Annotated in this window: 17 protein-coding genes; 10 read left to right on the forward strand and 7 right to left on the reverse strand. The window is 72.3% G+C overall.

Annotation, left to right across the window (positions count from 1 at the left end; translation table 11 throughout):
- Positions 1-51 precede the first annotated feature (51 nt).
- From ACZ4M5_RS15230 to ACZ4M5_RS15250, 5 genes are all read left to right on the forward strand, one after another.
- Complete coding sequence (locus ACZ4M5_RS15230) at positions 52-1,011, forward strand: STM4015 family protein (RefSeq protein WP_467736812.1); 960 nt, start codon at positions 52-54, stop codon at positions 1,009-1,011.
- Positions 1,008-2,180, forward strand: a complete 1,173-nt coding sequence (locus ACZ4M5_RS15235) for an STM4014 family protein (RefSeq protein ID WP_467736814.1) — start codon at positions 1,008-1,010, stop codon at positions 2,178-2,180. Before ACZ4M5_RS15230 ends, ACZ4M5_RS15235 begins: the two co-directional genes overlap by 4 nt.
- A 64-nt stretch (positions 2,181-2,244) precedes the next feature.
- Positions 2,245-3,060, forward strand: a complete 816-nt coding sequence (locus ACZ4M5_RS15240) for an STM4013/SEN3800 family hydrolase (protein WP_467737362.1) — start codon at positions 2,245-2,247, stop codon at positions 3,058-3,060.
- Positions 3,057-4,394 (forward strand): STM4012 family radical SAM protein, encoded by a 1,338-nt coding sequence (locus ACZ4M5_RS15245; RefSeq protein WP_467736816.1) that lies wholly within the window; start codon positions 3,057-3,059, stop codon positions 4,392-4,394. Before ACZ4M5_RS15240 ends, ACZ4M5_RS15245 begins: the two co-directional genes overlap by 4 nt.
- A 9-nt stretch (positions 4,395-4,403) precedes the next feature.
- Complete coding sequence (locus ACZ4M5_RS15250) at positions 4,404-5,273, forward strand: STM4011 family radical SAM protein (protein WP_467736818.1); 870 nt, start codon at positions 4,404-4,406, stop codon at positions 5,271-5,273.
- On the opposite strand, the gene ACZ4M5_RS15255 is transcribed toward ACZ4M5_RS15250, so the two are convergent.
- Positions 5,270-7,942 carry a SpoIIE family protein phosphatase gene (locus tag ACZ4M5_RS15255; protein WP_467736820.1) on the reverse strand — a complete coding sequence of 891 codons (2,673 nt, stop codon included), beginning with the start codon at positions 7,940-7,942 and terminating at the stop codon, positions 5,270-5,272. The genes ACZ4M5_RS15250 and ACZ4M5_RS15255 overlap by 4 nt on opposite strands.
- Positions 7,943-8,116: 174 nt before the next feature.
- On the opposite strand from ACZ4M5_RS15255, the gene ACZ4M5_RS15260 reads away from it, so the two are divergent.
- The 3 genes from ACZ4M5_RS15260 to ACZ4M5_RS15270 are packed head-to-tail and all read left to right on the forward strand — an operon-like array spanning position 8,117 to position 9,989.
- Entirely contained in the window at positions 8,117-9,244 is a 1,128-nt protein-coding gene (locus ACZ4M5_RS15260; protein ID WP_467736822.1) for a PP2C family protein-serine/threonine phosphatase, read from the forward strand.
- 47 nt (positions 9,245-9,291) lie between these two features.
- Complete coding sequence (locus tag ACZ4M5_RS15265; RefSeq protein ID WP_467736824.1) at positions 9,292-9,600, forward strand: ArsR/SmtB family transcription factor; 309 nt, start codon at positions 9,292-9,294, stop codon at positions 9,598-9,600.
- Positions 9,597-9,989 carry a VOC family protein gene (locus tag ACZ4M5_RS15270; protein WP_467736826.1) on the forward strand — a complete coding sequence of 131 codons (393 nt, stop codon included), beginning with the start codon at positions 9,597-9,599 and terminating at the stop codon, positions 9,987-9,989. The genes ACZ4M5_RS15265 and ACZ4M5_RS15270 overlap by 4 nt, the downstream gene beginning before the upstream one ends.
- Before the next feature lie 436 nt (positions 9,990-10,425).
- On the opposite strand, the gene ACZ4M5_RS15275 is transcribed toward ACZ4M5_RS15270, so the two are convergent.
- The 4 genes from ACZ4M5_RS15275 to ACZ4M5_RS15290 all read right to left on the reverse strand — a co-directional run bounded on the left by ACZ4M5_RS15275 (position 10,426) and on the right by ACZ4M5_RS15290 (position 12,186).
- Positions 10,426-10,725: a hypothetical protein gene (locus ACZ4M5_RS15275; RefSeq protein WP_467736828.1), complete on the reverse strand. Its 300-nt coding sequence runs from the start codon at positions 10,723-10,725 to the stop codon at positions 10,426-10,428.
- Between the two features lie 112 nt (positions 10,726-10,837).
- A complete protein-coding gene (locus ACZ4M5_RS15280) occupies positions 10,838-11,260 on the reverse strand; it encodes an ATP-binding protein (protein ID WP_467736830.1) in 423 nt (140 codons plus the stop codon).
- A 119-nt stretch (positions 11,261-11,379) separates the two neighbouring features.
- A complete protein-coding gene (locus ACZ4M5_RS15285) occupies positions 11,380-11,814 on the reverse strand; it encodes a response regulator (RefSeq protein WP_398107953.1) in 435 nt (144 codons plus the stop codon).
- A 3-nt stretch (positions 11,815-11,817) separates the two neighbouring features.
- A complete protein-coding gene (locus ACZ4M5_RS15290) occupies positions 11,818-12,186 on the reverse strand; it encodes a hypothetical protein (RefSeq protein ID WP_467736832.1) in 369 nt (122 codons plus the stop codon).
- 119 nt (positions 12,187-12,305) lie between these two features.
- Between ACZ4M5_RS15290 and ACZ4M5_RS15295 the strand changes: the two genes are divergently transcribed.
- Both ACZ4M5_RS15295 and ACZ4M5_RS15300 read left to right on the forward strand, forming a co-directional pair.
- Complete coding sequence (locus ACZ4M5_RS15295) at positions 12,306-13,892, forward strand: sensor histidine kinase (RefSeq protein WP_467736834.1); 1,587 nt, start codon at positions 12,306-12,308, stop codon at positions 13,890-13,892.
- Positions 13,889-15,103 (forward strand): PP2C family protein-serine/threonine phosphatase, encoded by a 1,215-nt coding sequence (locus tag ACZ4M5_RS15300; RefSeq protein ID WP_467736836.1) that lies wholly within the window; start codon positions 13,889-13,891, stop codon positions 15,101-15,103. Before ACZ4M5_RS15295 ends, ACZ4M5_RS15300 begins: the two co-directional genes overlap by 4 nt.
- A gap of 69 nt (positions 15,104-15,172) precedes the next feature.
- Here ACZ4M5_RS15300 and ACZ4M5_RS15305 read toward each other — a convergent pair whose 3' ends face one another.
- Positions 15,173-15,586, reverse strand: coding sequence for an SRPBCC family protein (locus ACZ4M5_RS15305; RefSeq protein ID WP_467736838.1), 414 nt, complete (start codon positions 15,584-15,586; stop codon positions 15,173-15,175).
- A gap of 170 nt (positions 15,587-15,756) precedes the next feature.
- The gene (locus ACZ4M5_RS15310; protein ID WP_467736840.1) at positions 15,757-16,149 is read right to left on the reverse strand and encodes a hypothetical protein; all 393 of its coding nucleotides are present in this window, start codon (positions 16,147-16,149) and stop codon (positions 15,757-15,759) included.
- Positions 16,150-16,196 lie beyond the last annotated feature (47 nt).

The raw sequence follows: 16,196 nt of genomic DNA on the forward strand, positions 1-16,196 counted from the left end.
GTAGAACTGCGGCATCACGCATCGCACACCCTTTCTCCCAGGAGCAGCCGCATGACCATCGGTGACCACCTGCACCAGCTGTACCGGCTGCCCGCGCACGCCTTCCCCGGCCCCGACGATCCGGCCGGCCGCCTGCCCGAGCCGGACTCCGTCGCCTGGCGGGTCTCCGCGGACGTGTACGACACGGAGGAGAGCTGGACGGCGGCCTTCACCCGCTTCTGCGCAGCCGTCGACACCACCCGGGTGCGCGCCCTGGTCGTCGGCGCCTGGGAGGAGGCCTACGAGACCGATCCCTCCGACGTCATCGAGGCCCTGCTCGCCGCCCGCGACCGGCTGCCCGCGCTGCGCGCGCTGTTCCTCGGCGACATGGTGATGGAGGAGTGCGAGATCTCGTGGATCAACCAGACCGACGTCTCGCCCCTGCTGGCCGGCTTCCCCGCCCTGGAGGAGTTCGGCGTGCGCGGCGGCTCCGGCCTCGCCTTCACAGCCGTGCAGCACTCCTCGCTGCGCCGCCTCGTCGTGGAGACCGGTGGCCTGCCCGCCGCGGTCGTGCGGGGCATCGGCGCCAGCGACCTGCCCGCGCTGGAGCACCTCGACCTGTGGCTGGGCACGCCCGACTACGGCGGCGACAGCGAGGCCGCCGACCTGGAGCCCATCCTGTCCGGCGCCCGTCTGCCGCGCCTGCGCCACCTGGCCCTGCGCAACAGCGAGATGCAGGACGCGGTGGCCGCCGCCGTGGCCGCCGCGCCGGTCGTCGCCCGCCTCGAGGTGCTGGACCTGTCCATGGGGGTGCTGACCGACGAGGGCGCGGAGGCGTTGCTGGGCGGGCAGCCGCTGACCCACCTGAAGAAGCTCGACCTGCACCACCACTACCTCGGCAAGGCCTTCGAGGAGCGGGTGCGTCAGGTGCTGGAACCGGCCGGTGTGGAGGTCGACCTCGACCGCGGCGACGCGGAGGAGGAGACCGAGGACGACGGCACGGTCTGGCGCTACGTCTCCGTCGGCGAGTGAGCACGGACGGCGTGGCGACCGCGGCCGGCGTGCGCTTCGCGGTGGTCGGCAACCCCGGCAACCGCCGGGTGACGCTCTTCGCCGACGCGGTGCGGGCGGCGGGTCTGCCCGGCCCGCGTGTGGTGCCGTGGGCGGACGTCCTGCGGCAGGGCGCAGCGGACTTCGCGCCCGAGGAGATCGTCCGCGTCGACTCCCCCGGCGAGCATCCCGAGGTGGACCGCATGCTGCGGGGTGATCTGGAGCCCACCCGGGTGGAGGGCTCGGCGCGCTGGTACGCCGGCTTCACCGCCGCGCTGCACGGCCTGCGCGGCGGTGTCCGGCTGGACGACCCGGACGAGCTGTCCGTGCTGTTCGACAAACGCCGCTGCCACGCCGTCCTGGACGCGGCCGGCGTACCCGTTCCCTTCTCGCCCACCTCCGGAACGGACGGCGCGCCGGTGCGCGACTGGGACGACGTGCGGACGCTGATGCGCGCGCACCGTATGTCGCGGCTGTTCGTCAAGCCGGCCCACGGGTCGTCGGCGTCCGGAGTCCTCGCCGTGGAGGCAGGCGGCGGCCGGATCAGGGCGACCACCTCCGTCGAGGTGACAGCGGGCGGCCACCTGCACAACTCGCTGAAGCTGCGCCGCTACGAGAACGAGCGGGACGTCGCCGCCGTCGTCGACGCCCTCGCCCCGGACGGTCTGCATCTCGAACGGTGGGTGCCCAAGGCATCCCAGCAGGGCCGCGCGAGCGACTTCCGGATCGTCGTGGTGGCCGGACGGGCCACGCACGCCGTGGTGCGCATCGGCCGCTCCCCCCTGACCAACCTCCACCTGGGCGGCCACCGCGGCGACCTCGACGCCGCCCGCGCGGCCGTGGCGGCGGCGGACGCCCGCTGGACCGACGTGCTGGAGGTGTGCGAACGGGCGGCCGCGTGCTTCCCCCGCACCCTGTGCGTCGGCGTGGACCTGCTGCCGGCCGTCGGCTGGCGCCGGATGTTCGTCGGCGAGGTCAACGCCTTTGGTGATCTGCTGCCCGGCGTCACCGGCCTGCCCGGCAGCGGCGCGGAGGGCCTGGACACCTACGGCGCGCAGGTCGCGGCGGTCCTGCGCGACCCCGGCCGCCCCGGCGCCCGGTGGCCGGGGCGGCGGTCCGGCGCACCGCGCGCGCCCGCCCCAGCGGCGTGACCCACCCGGCCCGGCCGGCCGCCGCACCCGTACAGAACAGGAACACCGCATGACCGAGCCCGACATGAACGCCATCGTCGGCGAGCACGACATCCTCCTCGTCACTCTCGACACCCTGCGTCACGACGTGGCCGAGGAGTTGGCGGCCGCGGGCCGCATCCCCCACCTGGCGCGCCATCTGCCCGGCGGCCGCTGGGAGAAGCGGCACGCGCCGGGCAGTTTCACCTACGCCTCGCACCAGGCGATCTTCGCCGGCTTCCTGCCCACCCCGGCCGCCCCGGGACCCCACCGCCGGTTGTTCGCGGCGAGCTTCGCCGGCAGCGAGACCACGGCCGACGGCACCTTCGTCTACGACACACCCGATCTCGTCACCGGGTTGGCGAAGGCCGGCTACCACACGGCGTGCGTCGGCGGCGTGGGCTTCTTCAACAAGCAGGGCCCGCTCGGCTCGGTACTGCCGGGCCTGTTCCAGGAATCCCACTGGGAGCCGGAGTTCGGCGTCACCTCGCCCCGCTCGTTCGAGAACCAGGTCGAGCGAGCCGAGGAGATCGTCGCCCGACTCCCCGCGGACCGGCGGCTGTTCCTCTTCGTCAACGTCTCCGCCCTGCACCAGCCGAACTGGTTCCACCTGCCGGGCGCCACGCGCGCGGCAGGTGACACCCGCGCCTCGCACGCCGCCGCCCTGGAGTACGTCGACCGTCACATCGGGCGGCTGTTCGCCGCCGCGAGTTCGCGGCGCCGCTGCTTCGCGATCGTGTGCTCCGACCACGGCACGGCCTACGGCGACGACGGCTACACCGGGCACCGCCTGGGCCACGAGTGCGTATGGACCGTGCCGTACGCCCACTTCTTCCTGGACCCCGCCGAGGCCGCCCGATGACCACCGCCCAGCCGACCGGCCCCTACCAGCACTACGTCTACGCCTATCCCCACAAGACCGCCTACCGGCCGCTGCCCGACCGGCCGGCGCTGAGGTCCCTGTGGGAGGCTCAGGACAAGAGCGCCCTCTCGCTCTACCTGCACATACCGTTCTGCGAGGTGCGCTGCGGGTTCTGCAACCTCTTCACCCGCATCGGCGCCCCCGACGGCCTGACCGGTGCCTACCTGGACGCCCTGGAGCGACAGGCGACGGCCGTCCGTGACGCACTCGGCGACGGCGACGGCGTACGGTTCGCCACGGCCGCCTTCGGCGGCGGCACCCCCACCTTCCTCACCGCGCGGGAGCTCGAGCGGCTCTGCGACATCGCCGAGCACCGCATGGGTGCCGATCTGCGCGCGGTGCCGCTGTCGGTGGAGGCATCGCCCGCCACGGCCACCGCCGACCGCCTGGCCGTCCTGGCCGAGCGCGGCGCCACCCGGCTGAGTCTGGGCGTGCAGAGCTTCGTCGACTCCGAGGCGCGGGCAGCCGTCCGTCCGCAGCGCCGCGGCGACGTGGACGCAGCCCTCGGCCGCATCCGCGACGCCGCCCTGCCGGTCCTCAACATCGACCTCATCTACGGCATCGACGGACAGACCGAGCAGAGCTGGCTGCGCTCCCTGGACGCGGCGCTCGCCTGGCGGCCGGAGGAGCTCTACCTGTACCCGCTCTACGTCCGCCCCCTCACCGGCCTCGACCGCCACCGTCCGGACGCCGCCGCCGACCCGGCCTGGGACGAGCAGCGGCTGCGGCTGTACCGCGCGGGCCGGGACCATCTGCTGTCCCAGGGCTATGTGCAGCAGTCGATGCGGATGTTCCGCCGGGCCGACGCCCCACCGCAGGGCGCCGACGACTACGCCTGCCAGACCGACGGCATGATCGGCCTCGGCTGCGGAGCCCGCTCCTACACCTCCGCCCTGCACTACTCGTTCGACTACGCCGTCGGCATGCACGAGATCCGCGGGATCATCGACGACTACGTCGCCACCACCGACTTCTCCCGGGCGGCGGTGGGTTACCGGATCGACGCCCACGAGGCCCGCCGCCGTCATCTGCTGCAGTCGCTCCTCCAGGCCGACGGCCTGGACACCGCCGACTACCGCGCCCGCTTCGGCTCGGCACCCGCCGACGACTTCGGGGCCGAACTCGACACCCTTGCCGCACTGGGGTGGCTGGCCGGCCCCACGCCCACCCGTCTGCGGCTGACGCCCGAAGGTCTCGCGCACTCGGACGCCATCGGCCCGCGGCTGTTCTCCCCGGCGGTGCGCGCCGCCATGGCCGCCTACGAGAGGAAGTGACGCCCGGCCATGGATCTCACCGTCCTCTACCGCGGGCCGCTCGCGTCCTGCGACTACGACTGCCCCTACTGCCCGTTCGCCAAGCGGCGCGACTCCCCGGCGCGGCTCCGCGCGGACCGGGCCGCCCTGGACCGCTTCGCCGCGTGGGCCGCCGCGCAGACCGGCGACCGCCTCTCCCTGCTGTTCACCCCCTGGGGCGAGGGCCTCGTGCGCTCCTGGTACCGGCGCACCCTCGCGGAGCTGTCCCACCTGCCGCACATCCGCCGCGTCGCCATCCAGACCAACCTCAGCTGCCGCACCGACTGGCTGGACACCGCCGACCTCGACGCCCTCGCCCTGTGGTGCACCTACCACCCGGGCCAGACCCCCTACGACCGGTTCCTCACCAAGTGCCGCGACCTCGCCCGGCGTGGCGTCCGCTACAGCGTCGGCGTGGTCGGCCTGCCCGAACACCTCGCGGACGCCCGCCGGTTGCGCGCCGACCTGCCGGAACACGTCTATCTGTGGATCAACGCGGCCGAGGGGCACATCTACCAGGACGCCGAGGCCGAGGACTGGACGGCGCTGGACGCGTTGTTCCCCTACAGCCGCACCCCGCACGCCAGCGCCGGGCTGCCCTGCCGCACCGGCGAGTCCGTGATCTCGGTCGACGGGGACGGTACGGTGCGCCGCTGCCACTTCGTGCGCACCGAACTGGGCAACCTCTACGACGGCTCCTACCGAGCCGCACTGGGCCCCCGCGCTTGCCCGTTGAGCGTCTGCGACTGCCACATCGGCTACGTCCACCTGGAGACCCTGCCGCTGTACGACGTCTTCGCCGGCGGAGTACTGGAGCGCATCCCGGCCACCACCCGGCCGGTCCGCGGACAGCAGGTCTAGGGCAGAGCCTGTTCGGCCCAGATGACCTTGCCCTGCGGCGTGTACCGGGTGCCCCAGCGCTCGGCCAACTGCGACACGAGGAACAAGCCCCGGCCCCCCTCGTCCGTCGTCGCGGCGTAGCGCAGATGCGGTGAGGTGCTGCTGCCGTCCGCCACCTCGCAGATCAGCGCGCGGTCGCGGATCAGGCGCACGTGGATCGGCTCGGAGCCGTGGCGGATGGCGTTGGTGATCAGCTCGCTCAGGATGAGTTCCATGCTGAAGCAGAGGTCGGACAGGCCCCATTCGTCGAGCTGCCGGGACACGGCGTCGCGCATTCCCGCGACGGCGGCGGGGTCCGCCGGTACGTCCCAGTCGGCGATCCGGTCGGGATGCAGTCGACGGGTGCGGGCGACGAGCAGGGCGACGTCGTCCTTGGGACGGTCGGGGAGTACGGAGTCCAGCACGTCCTGGCAGGTCTGCTCGGGCGACCGACCGGGATGACCGGCGAGGGCCTCACGCAACAGCTCCAGCCCCACGTCCAGGTCGCGACTGCGGTCCTCGATGAGACCGTCGGTGTACAGCACGAGCTGGGTCCCCTCGTCGAGGGAGACCTCCGCCGTCAGGAACGGCATGCCGCCCAGCCCCAGCGGCGGGCCGGTGGGCACGTCGGGGAACTCGACCGTCCCGTCGGGCCGGACCACGGCGGGCGCCAGATGCCCCGCGCGCGCCATGACGCAGGTGCGCGTCACGGGGTCGTAGATGCCGTACAGGCAGGTGGCGCCCACGACACCCGCCGCGCTCTCCGTCGCCTCCCGCTGGTCGATGCTCCCGACCAGGTCGTCCAGATGGTTCAGCAGTTCGTCGGGGGGCAGGTCGAGAGCGGAGAAGTTGTGCACCGCGGTGCGCAGCCGTCCCATGGTGGCGGCCGCGTGGAGGCCGTGGCCGACCACGTCGCCGACGGCCAGCGCCACCCGGCTGCCCGGCATGGGAATCACGTCGAACCAGTCCCCGCCCACTCCCGACTGGGCGGGGATGTAGCGGTAGGCGAGGTCCAGCGCGCTCTGCTCGGGCATCGCCCGCGGCAGGAGGCTGCGCTGGAGGGTGACGGCCAGGGCGTGTTCGCGTGTGTAGCGGCGGGCGTTGTCGATACTCACGGCGGCGCGGGCCACCAGTTCCTCCGCCAGCGACACGTCCTCCTCGTTGAACCGCTCGTGCTGCCGGGTGCGCCAGAAGCTGGCCATGCCGAGCACGACGCCCCGGGCCTGGATGGGTGCGGTGATCAGGGAGTGGATGCCGTAGTCGATGATCGCCCGGGCCCGCTCCGGGTCCTGCACGCGCCAGCCGGTGGCCGTCGCCAGATCGCTCACCAGCTGGGAGCGGCCGGAGCCGTAGCCGCGTGCCTGCGGGGTGGCCGGCTGGTAGTCGAAGAGCCGGCCCTGCTCGGTGAGCGGATGGTCGTCCGCGATGCCGGACACGGCGGCACGTCGCATCTCCGTCCCGGTACGGGCCGGCTCCTCGCCGTGCAGGACGGCGTCGGCGAGGTCCACGGTGACGAAGTCGGCGAAGCGGGGAATGAGGACGCGCGCCAGTTCGTCGGCGGTGCGCAGCACGTCCAGGGTGGTGCCGATGCGCAGTCCGGCGTCGTACAGCAGCCTGAGCCGCTCCCGGGCCACCTCCGCCCGGCCCGTCACCGCCTGCAGTTCGGTGGAGTCGCGCAGCGTCACGACCGTCTGCCCGGGTGGTCCTCCCTCGCGCCCCGTGGGCCGCTGGTTGACCGCGATGAGCCGTTCACCCGCGAGGTGGACCTCGTCGGTCGCCTCCCGCCCGGAGGCGAGCAGTGCCCGCAGGCCGGGGTCGAGGCCCGTCAGGTGCGAGACGGGCTGTCCCTCGATGTCCGGGGGCAGCTCCAGCAGTCGTCTGGCCTCGTCGTTCGCCAGCATCAGCCGCCCGTCGGCGGCCACGATCAGCACGCCTTCGCGGACCGAGTGGAGCACGGTGTCATGGTGCTCGTACATCAGGGCCATCTCGCTCGGCGCGAGGCTGTGTGTCTGGCGTCGCAGCCGTCTGCCCACCAGGGCCGTCACGCCGGCCGACAGCACGAGCGCCGCGGCCCCGGCGCCCAGGATGATCGGCAGTTGCCGGTGCAGCTGGCTTTCGACGTTCTTGACCTTCATGCCGGCCGAGACGAGGCCCACCACTGTGCCGTCGGCTGTCTTGACGGGAGTGGTGGCCTGCACCTCGCGCCCGAGCGGCCCGTCGACGCTCTCCACGTAGAGCCGGCCCTGCAGCGACGGTCCGATCTCGCCCACGAACCGTTTCCCGATCCGGTCCGGCAGCGGGTGCGTGTAGCGCAGGCCCGCCGTGTCCATCACCACGATGAAGTCGACATCGGCGGCGCGGCGTGCCGCCTCGGTGAGCGGTTGCAGGATCCTCGTTGGATCCGGGGCCTGCAGGGCCGCCACGACACCCGGCGCGTGCGCGAAGGTCTGCGCCACCGCCGTGGAGCGACGCCGGGCCTCGGCGCCGGCGTCCCGCTCCGACTGCAGGATCAGGGCGAAGACTCCGCAGCCCACGAGCAGCACCACGAGGGCGACCTGGAAGACCAGCACCTGCCCGGCTACTGTCCGCACACTCTTCGCGATCTGGCGCTTCACCGACAGGCGTCGCAAACGGGCGAAAGGATTCGCCATGTGACCTTTCTAGCACTGGCGATCCCGACCGGCCACGCGCGCCCGATCCCTGGCCGGCGGACCGCGCGTGCTCGCGAGGTCAGCCACCGCTCGACCTCACCCTGCGCCCACCAGGCAGTTCGCCGCGGAGCCGCACCCGGAGCCCGTGTCCGTTATGCCGGATAAGATACCTATGTGATCATGTCTGGACGGCCGTGGCGCCGTCGCCCGGCCTACAGCGGCCGATGGGAAGCCGCCCGGCTGTCGCCCGTGGTCCTGACGCTTCTCATCGCCGGCATGGCGTTCTCCACCCCCAGGGAGATCGCGTTCAGCCGACTCCTGCCCACGGCACCCGCCCTGGCGGCCGCGATGTGGCCCGTACTGCCCACGGTCCTCCTGGGAGCGGTCTGCCTGCTGCTCATGATCGTTCTGAGCTTCTTCCACACCGACCTGGGGACGCCGTACACGTCGGCCGCCATCGTCGCGGTCACCCTGGCAGCCGCGTACGGCAGCCACATCCGGCTGCAGCGGGAGGAGACGTTGTTCCAGGTCCGGCTCGTCGCCGACGCGGCCCAGAAGGTACTGCTGCGCCCACTGCCGCGCCGCATCGAGGACATCGAGATCGAGTCGCTGTACCTGGCGGCCCAGGAGCAGGCCCGGATCGGCGGTGACTTCTACGAGGCGATCGGCACTCCGCACGGGGTGCGCCTCCTCATAGGCGACGTGCGGGGCAAGGGCCTGTCCGCGGTCGGGGCGGCCGCGGCGGTGATCGGCTGCTTCCGGGAGGCCGCCTACGACGAGCCGGACCTGACGGGCATCGTCCGCCGCCTGGAGACGACCGTCACGCGCCACAGCGCGGCGTTCCCCGTGCACGACCAGCCCGAACACTTCGCCACCGCGATCCTCGCCGAGATCCCGCCCGGCGGCGGCCGGCTGCGGCTCCTCAACTGCGGGCATCCGCCGCCTCTGATCGCACACGCCGGCGGCATCCGGGTCCTCGAACCGACCATCCCGTCGCCGCCCCTCAACCTCGCGGCGCTCGTCGGCGAGCGCTACCGGGTCGACACCGTCACCTTCACGCCGGGCGAGCGGTTGCTGCTCTACACGGACGGCGTGTCGGAGACCCGGGACGACACGGGCCGCTTCTTCCCCTTGCCGGAATGGATGCGGCGACAGAGTCCGCAACACCTTCGCGGACTGCTGGACCAGTTGCACCTGGATCTGCTCCGGCACAGCGGCGGACGGCTCGACGACGACATCGCGGCCCTTGCGCTGACACCGACCACGGCGCGGGACCGCGGGGTCCTCGGCACCGAGGGATGAGCCGCGCGCACTTGATAGGCAAGTACTCACTTGCCTATGCTGACGTCGTGGCCGATGACCTGTTCAGAGCGCTGGCCGACCCCACGCGCCGCATCATCCTCGACGAGCTCACGGAGAAGTCCGGACAGACCCTGTTCGAGATCTGCTCCCGGCTCAGCATGAAGCACCACCTCGGCATGTCCCGCCAGGCGGTCTCCCAGCACCTCGCCGTACTGGAAGGCGCCGGGCTCGTCGTGACCAGGCGGGAGGGGCGCTACAAGTTCCACGACCTGCGTACCGCTCCGCTCCGGCAGATAGCCGAGCGGTGGCTCACGGCCGAACCCGACGGAACCGAACCGGAAGAGAGCACTCCATGAAGATCCACCTGACCAGCGTGTTCGTCGACGACCAGACGGCGGCGCTGCGCTTCTACACCGAGGTCCTCGGTTTCGTGAAGAAGCACGACGTTCCGGTCGGGGAGAAGGACCGGTGGCTGACCGTCGTCTCCCCGGAGAACCCCGACGGTCCCGAACTCCTCCTGGAGCCCCTGGGCCACCCGGCCGCCCGGACCTACCGCGACGCCCTCGCGGCGGACGGCATCCCGCTGGCCCAGTTCGCCGTCGAGGACGTCAAGGCGGAGTACGAGCGCCTGCGCGGCCATGGTGTCCGCTTCACCCAGGAGCCCTTGGAGATGGGCCCCGTGATGACCGCCGTCTTCGAGGACACCTGCGGGAACCTGATCCAGATCGCCACCCAGCCGCAGTAGGCACAGTCGATCCGCCGGGACGCCGTGCCGAACCCGAGCGCCGTGCGAGCCCCGTGCCGCGCCGGACTGCGCGGCGCTCTCCGAGCGGCCGACGCAGGGCCACCGTCCGCGGCCGGCTGCGGCGGTCCCCCACGCCGGAGCCGGCCCGTTCCGCGGCCGCACTGAACGCCCCCGCCATCCCACTGCTGACGGCCCACGACACCGCATCGTCCGCATTCTCCGCCGTCCGCCAATTGCCCGGCAGTTCGTCTGCCGCATGCCGAAACCACCCGGCGCGCTTTCCGGAACCACCGCCCTGCACGCGTTGCCGTGTGCCCCGGCGGCGGCCGGACCGGCCGTTGCGGGCACGGCGCGCGGCCCCGCGCGGGTCCCGGGCGCCTGAGGAACTGCCCGTGGGCGGGACGGACCGCCGGACCGTGCCGCCCCGGCCGGCTCCCTACCGCCCGCCGCGGGACGGCACCGGACGGTGTGCCGTGCGTGCGGGTGGGGCCGCGAACTGCAGGGGAAGCAGGCGGTTCCAGTACCGGTGCAGCGTCCGCGCCGGGGAGTCGTCCGGGGGTGTCGTCGCGTCGTCGCGGAAGACCCGGTGCAGTTCCTCGACGCGTTCCGGGGCCGGCACGTCCGTGTCGGGGTACGGCCGGCGTTCGCGGGAGCTCCACCAGCGTGCGCCGAGTGCGGCCCCGGCGGCCGCCGCAGCGGTGATGATCATGACCTCGCGAGACGGTACGGTCTGCATGACACTCCCCCGATTCCCCGGACCGGCACAGCACTTGCCTATGGGGGTGTCCCGCGCGGCACGGTTCATGCCCGCGCGGTCCGCCGGGAGCGTGCGGATCCTCCGTGAGCCGTCAGGGGCCGCCCGCCTCGTCGGCGAGGGCGATGCGAGCGGTGATGCGTTTGCCCACCTCCACCCGCGCCGCTTCGAAGCCCTGCGAGACGGCCATGACGATCTCCAGGCCGTGCTGGCCGACCCGGCCCGCGTCCGCCGCCCTCGCCACCGGGAGCACCGGGTCGGAGTCCCACACCGACACCTCGATCACGCCGTCGTGGATCCGCAGGTCCAGCCGCGCCGGACCCGGTGCGTACTTCCCGGCGTTGGTGACCAGTTCACTGACCACCAACTGCGTCACGTCCGTCGCGCGTTGTGAGACGGGCAGGCCGTGGGCGGTCCTGGCCCGGAGGAGGAAGTCGACGGCGCGGTGGCGTGCGTGTGCGATGCACGTGCCGTCACCGTCGAGATCGACCGAGATCTGAGGGTGCTGCTCGTCCATGCGCGCAGCTATGCCGTCACCCAACATCTGGACCCATTACGTTGCCTCTTGCTCCCCCCTCGCGCCCCGCGCGATCCCTGCCGGCGGCAGCGACTGCCGCAGGTGCGGTCCGGTCGTCGTCACTGCTTCGGCGGCTTCACGGCGATGTCGAGGTAGAAGGCGTCGATGCTGCGGACCGCCGCCTCGAACTCCTCCAGGTTGACCGGCTTGGTGACGTAGGCGTTGGCGTGCTGGTGGTACGCGCCGGTGACGTCGTCGGGCGCGGCCGAGGTGGTGAGCACGACCACCGGGATGGTGCGCAGCTCGGCGTCCTCCTTGACCACCGCGAGGAACTCGCGGCCGTTCATGCGCGGCATGTTGAGGTCGAGCACGATGAGGTCGGGGCGCTCGTTGCCGGGGTCGCGCAGGTAGTCCAGGGCCGCGATGCCGTCGGAGACCTGGGTGATGTTGCGGGTGCCGCGCTCGGACAGGGCGTCCTGGATGAGCATCGCGTCGGCGACGTCGTCCTCGACCAGCAGCACGTCGTGGGGGCGGGTAGCGGCGGCAGCGGCCATGGGTCACAGACTCCGAGGAGTGGAAGGGGTGGTGGAAAGGTGGGTGGTGCCGGTGATGAGCCCGGGCCAGCGTCGCCGGGCTCCCTGACGGCTCATGCTCACGGCCTGGCCGATCTCCGGATAGCCGGCTCCGCTCGCGGCGGCGGCCTGGGCCGCCTGGTCCTCGAGCAGGCGCACGGCCTCCTTGACGCCCGCGATCACCCTGAGGCGCGCGAGCGCGCGTCGCCGGGCGTCGTCGGCAGCCTCGGCCGAGTCCCCCGATGGGTGGAGGCCGTACTGGGCGAGGCGCCGGGTGATGTCCTCCACCACCGCGCTCACCAGCGCAGCCGTCTCACCGCCGGGCGGATCGGGCAAGGGTGGTGGAGCAGGCATGGAGCCACCTTAAGGCGTTGATCTCTCCCGAGACAACGTGTGTTGTCGGGGCCGGTACAGTGGGCGTGCCGTGTCCCAGGCCGTGCTCGCGGCCCGCCGAGGGGGAGCAACAAACCGCCATGAACAGCGAACAGTCCGTGACCGAGGGTGCGTTTTCGGGCTGGACCACGCGGCGTTGGCTGCGTGCGGGGGTCACCTCGACGCTCGTCGTGCTGGCCGTGCTCGGGTCGCTGGGCGGCTGGGCGATGTGGCGCACCTCACAACTGACCGACGAGCTCGTCGACCGGCGCTCCCCCGCCCTCATCGAGGCGATGCGGCTGGAGGCGGCCCTGGTCAACCAGGAGACCGGCATCCGGGGGTACGGCCTGTCCGGCCGCTCGGACTTCCTGTCGCCGTACCAGCAGGGCAAGGCCGAGCAGGACGCGGCGCTGCGCCGTCTGCGGCCGCTGGTCGAGGACGACGCGCGCGCCCGCGCGGACCTGGCCGAGGTCGAGAAGCTGGCCCGCCGCTGGCAGGAGCGCATAGCCCGTCCTGTCTCGGCGGCGTCCCCCGAGAGCGCGGTACGGCTCGCCACCTCGCGGGCCGAGGAGGGCCGGACCACGTTCGACTCGCTGCGCCGGACGATGAACGGCCAGCAGACCCGCCTCCAGGCCGAGAGGGCCGCGACGAACCGCGAGTTGCGGCAGGCCGAGACCTTGCGGAACTGGATGTTCGCGGTCATCGCCCTGGTGATCCTGTTGGTGGCGGCACTCATCTTCGAGGGCCTGCGCCGCGGCGTCACCGGACCGCTCACCCTGCTCAGCGCCTCGGCCCGCGACGTCGCACGCGGCCGCTTCGACCGCACCCTGAGCGTGACCGGCCCCTCCGACCTGCGTCAGCTCGCCGCGGACGTGGAGTCGATGCGCCGGCGTCTGGTGGAGGAGCTGCAGTTCAGTGAGGACTCCCGCCGTCTGCTCGACGAGCAGGCCGAGGACCTGAAGCGGTCCAACACGGAGTTGGAGCAGTTCGCCTACGTCGCCTCCCACGACCTGCAGGAACCCTTGCGCAAGGTGTCCAGCTTCACCCAGCTGCTGCAGCGGCGCTACGGCGGCCAGCTGGACGCGAAGGCCGACCAGTACATCGCCTTCGCCGTCGACGGCGCCAACCGGATGCAGAGCCTCATCAACGACCTCCTGGCCTTCTCGCGGGTGGGCCGGGTCCTCAACGACCACCAGAAGGTCGACCTCGAGGCGGTGATGGACGGGACCCTGAACGACCTCGGGGTGGCCATCGAGGAGACCGGCGCCGAGATCACTCACGACCCCCTGCCCACCGTCGTCGGTGACGCGAGCCAGATGGGCATGCTCTGGCAGAACCTGCTCTCCAACGCGATCAAGTTCCGCAGCCCGGGACAGCCGCCGCGGATCCACGTCGCCGCCACGAAGGACGGTGCCGACTGGCGGTTCGCCGTCAGCGACAACGGCATCGGCATCGCACCGGAGTTCCGCGAGAAGGTCTTCGTCCTGTTCCAGCGCCTGCACACCAAGGACGCCTACCCGGGTACCGGCATCGGCCTGGCCATGTGCAAGAAGGTCGTGGAGTTCCACGGTGGCGCCATCACCATCGACCCGGAGTACACCTCGGGCACCCGCGTGGTCTTCACCCTCCCCGTGACCACGGCCGGCGCCGGGACCGACACCGATGCGGAGAGAGAGGCGCAGCCGTGACCACCCCGTCCGCACGGCATGCCGAGGCGTTCCGCATCCTCCTGGTCGAGGACGACGACGGCGACGCCCTCCTGGTGGAGGAACTCCTCTACGACACCGACCTGCCGCACACCCTCGCCCGCTGCCGCACCGCCGCCGAGGCGCGTGCTGCACTCGCGGCCCGTCCCGTGGACTGCGTGCTGCTCGACCTCCACCTCCCGGACGCCTCCGGGGTGCAGACGGTCCAGGCGATCCAGGAGGAGGCCGAGGCCGCCATCATCGTCCTGACCGGCCTCGACGAACCGCGCGCCGGAGTCGACGCCCTCGCCGCGGGCGCGCAGGACTACCTGGTCAAGGGCAAGGTCGAGCCCGATCTGATGCAGCGTGCCGTCCGCTACGCCGTCCAGCGAAAGCAGGCGGAACGCGCCAACGCGGCCCTCCAGATCGGCCGGCTCAGGGCCGAGGAGAACGCGCGCCTGGAGCGCGGCCTGCTGCCCGAACCCCTTCTGACGTCGACCGCCGTCACCGCGGCGAGCCGCTACTACCCCGGGCGGGCGCAGGCGCTGCTGGGCGGTGACTTCCTGGACGTCGTCCAGACCGACGACGGACAGGTGCACGCCGTCATCGGTGACGTCAGCGGCCACGGTCCCGATGCGGCGGCCCTCGGTGTCTGCCTGCGCATCGCCTGGCGCTCACTGACTCTCGGCGGCCACCGGGACCAAGGGCTGCTCCACCTGCTGGAGCAGATCCACATCGCCGAGCGCGCCAACAGCAATCTGTTCACCACGTGCACCCTGATCACCCTGGACGCCGACGCGGCCCGGCTCACCCTGCATCTCGCCGGTCACCACGCGCCCCTGCTGATCACGCCCGACGGTACGACGGAGATCGAGGCCGCCCACGGGATGGCCCTCGGCATCGCCCCCGGCCTGGGCAAATGGCCCGCCACGACCCTGACCCTGCCCGCACAGGGTGCCCTCATCGCCTACACCGACGGGCTCATCGAGGGTTTCACCGACGTCGCCGGTGCCCGGCTCGGGGTCGACGGTCTGCTGCGCATCATGGACGAGCTGCGCACGTCCGATGCGGGCAGCCACCTCGACCAGCTCATCGGCAGGACCCGCACGCTCAACGCCGACCGGCACACCGACGACCTCGCCATCCTGCGCCTGGACTGGAACGCCGGCAGCGGACCCGCGGCCGGCGAGTGGCGCACGGCACCCTCCACCTGACGCGCTGAAGGGTGTCGTGGCCCGTGACGTGCCGTGCCGCCGGGGGCGTGGGCCCAAGGGCCGGCCGGGTCAGCGGTCGGCGGCCTCGGCAGCGCTCTTGATGCCGCGCAGGGCCTCCTCCAGGCCGTGATCGACCTGGGCGCCCTCGGTGCTGTCGGTGTGCAGCTGGACGGTCAGCCGCGACGTCGCGGCGTCGTCACCCGGGTCGATCTGCAGCCGGCCGTGGTAGTCGTGCTCGCCGGGGGCGCCCCACTCGAGCGTCTTCCCGTCCTCGATGACGTGGATCCACGCCTCGCTGGTGACGTCCTGCTCGGGGGCGTCCGGCGGGTCGATGTGGGCCGTGACGGTGACCTGGTCGCCGCCGTGCGGCCGCGCGGAGGTCAGGCGCGGCAGGTAGGCGGGCAGGTTCTGCACGTCGGCCAGGTAGGCGAAGAGCCGGTCCGGTGCGACCGTGACCGTGATCGTGTCGTTGTAGTCACCCATGCAGGCGGGGTTCCTCGGCACCTGTGCCGTGAAACGGGGCCGGCGGCCCGTCGCCCCTCGGATGCGGCAAACGGACGCACCCCCCGCCTCACCTGTGCCGATACCGGTGCCGGTGCCGGTGCCGGTGGTGCAGGGTGAGCACCACCGGCACGACGCGTGGTTTCGTTCTGTCAGCCCGAGATGCTGTCCTCAGCGTGGTCGCCCAGTCTGTCGCCGAGTACGAGGCACCCTGCCGCGACCACGAATCCGATCCCACCGGTCGCCAGCCCCGCCGCCCCGGCGAGCGCGGTGCACGACGCCTCGGCCGCCGCACCGACCGCGGCACCGGCCGCGATGCCCCACAGTTTCCTGCCGTTGCCCGCTTGGAAGGCCATGCCCGCTTCGGCGACCGACTTGATGTCGAGGAGCTTGCCGACGGTGTCGACGACCCAGTACGTGCCGCTCGGGTCGATGCGGTTGAGCGGGTCGCCTTCGGCGTACAGGTAGGGGTTCTTCTCCTGCCCCGAGGGGGGCGGGAGCCTGGGGCCCGCGCCGCCCCAGCCCCGGGAATTCCGCGAAGTCACGGCAAGATGAGGCGAGTTGCCGATCGCGCCGGTCCTGACATGTGTCA

The sequence above is a fragment of the Streptomyces sp. NPDC026246 genome, assembly GCF_055567995.1.

What these genes read in the sequence shown, in the direction of transcription:
- ACZ4M5_RS15290 (WP_467736832.1), bottom strand. Translation starts at nt 12,186, where the DNA reads ATGCCTGCTCCACCACCCTTGCCCGATCCGCCCGGCGGTGAGACGGCT.
- ACZ4M5_RS15285 (WP_398107953.1), bottom strand. Translation starts at nt 11,814, where the DNA reads ATGGCCGCTGCCGCCGCTACCCGCCCCCACGACGTGCTGCTGGTCGAG.
- ACZ4M5_RS15230 (WP_467736812.1), top strand. Translation starts at nt 52, where the DNA reads ATGACCATCGGTGACCACCTGCACCAGCTGTACCGGCTGCCCGCGCAC.
- ACZ4M5_RS15275 (WP_467736828.1), bottom strand. Translation starts at nt 10,725, where the DNA reads ATGCAGACCGTACCGTCTCGCGAGGTCATGATCATCACCGCTGCGGCG.
- ACZ4M5_RS15255 (WP_467736820.1), bottom strand. Translation starts at nt 7,942, where the DNA reads ATGGCGAATCCTTTCGCCCGTTTGCGACGCCTGTCGGTGAAGCGCCAG.
- ACZ4M5_RS15280 (WP_467736830.1), bottom strand. Translation starts at nt 11,260, where the DNA reads ATGGACGAGCAGCACCCTCAGATCTCGGTCGATCTCGACGGTGACGGC.
- ACZ4M5_RS15245 (WP_467736816.1), top strand. Translation starts at nt 3,057, where the DNA reads ATGACCACCGCCCAGCCGACCGGCCCCTACCAGCACTACGTCTACGCC.
- ACZ4M5_RS15305 (WP_467736838.1), bottom strand. Translation starts at nt 15,586, where the DNA reads ATGGGTGACTACAACGACACGATCACGGTCACGGTCGCACCGGACCGG.
- ACZ4M5_RS15240 (WP_467737362.1), top strand. Translation starts at nt 2,245, where the DNA reads ATGAACGCCATCGTCGGCGAGCACGACATCCTCCTCGTCACTCTCGAC.
- ACZ4M5_RS15250 (WP_467736818.1), top strand. Translation starts at nt 4,404, where the DNA reads ATGGATCTCACCGTCCTCTACCGCGGGCCGCTCGCGTCCTGCGACTAC.
- ACZ4M5_RS15270 (WP_467736826.1), top strand. Translation starts at nt 9,597, where the DNA reads ATGAAGATCCACCTGACCAGCGTGTTCGTCGACGACCAGACGGCGGCG.
- ACZ4M5_RS15295 (WP_467736834.1), top strand. Translation starts at nt 12,306, where the DNA reads ATGAACAGCGAACAGTCCGTGACCGAGGGTGCGTTTTCGGGCTGGACC.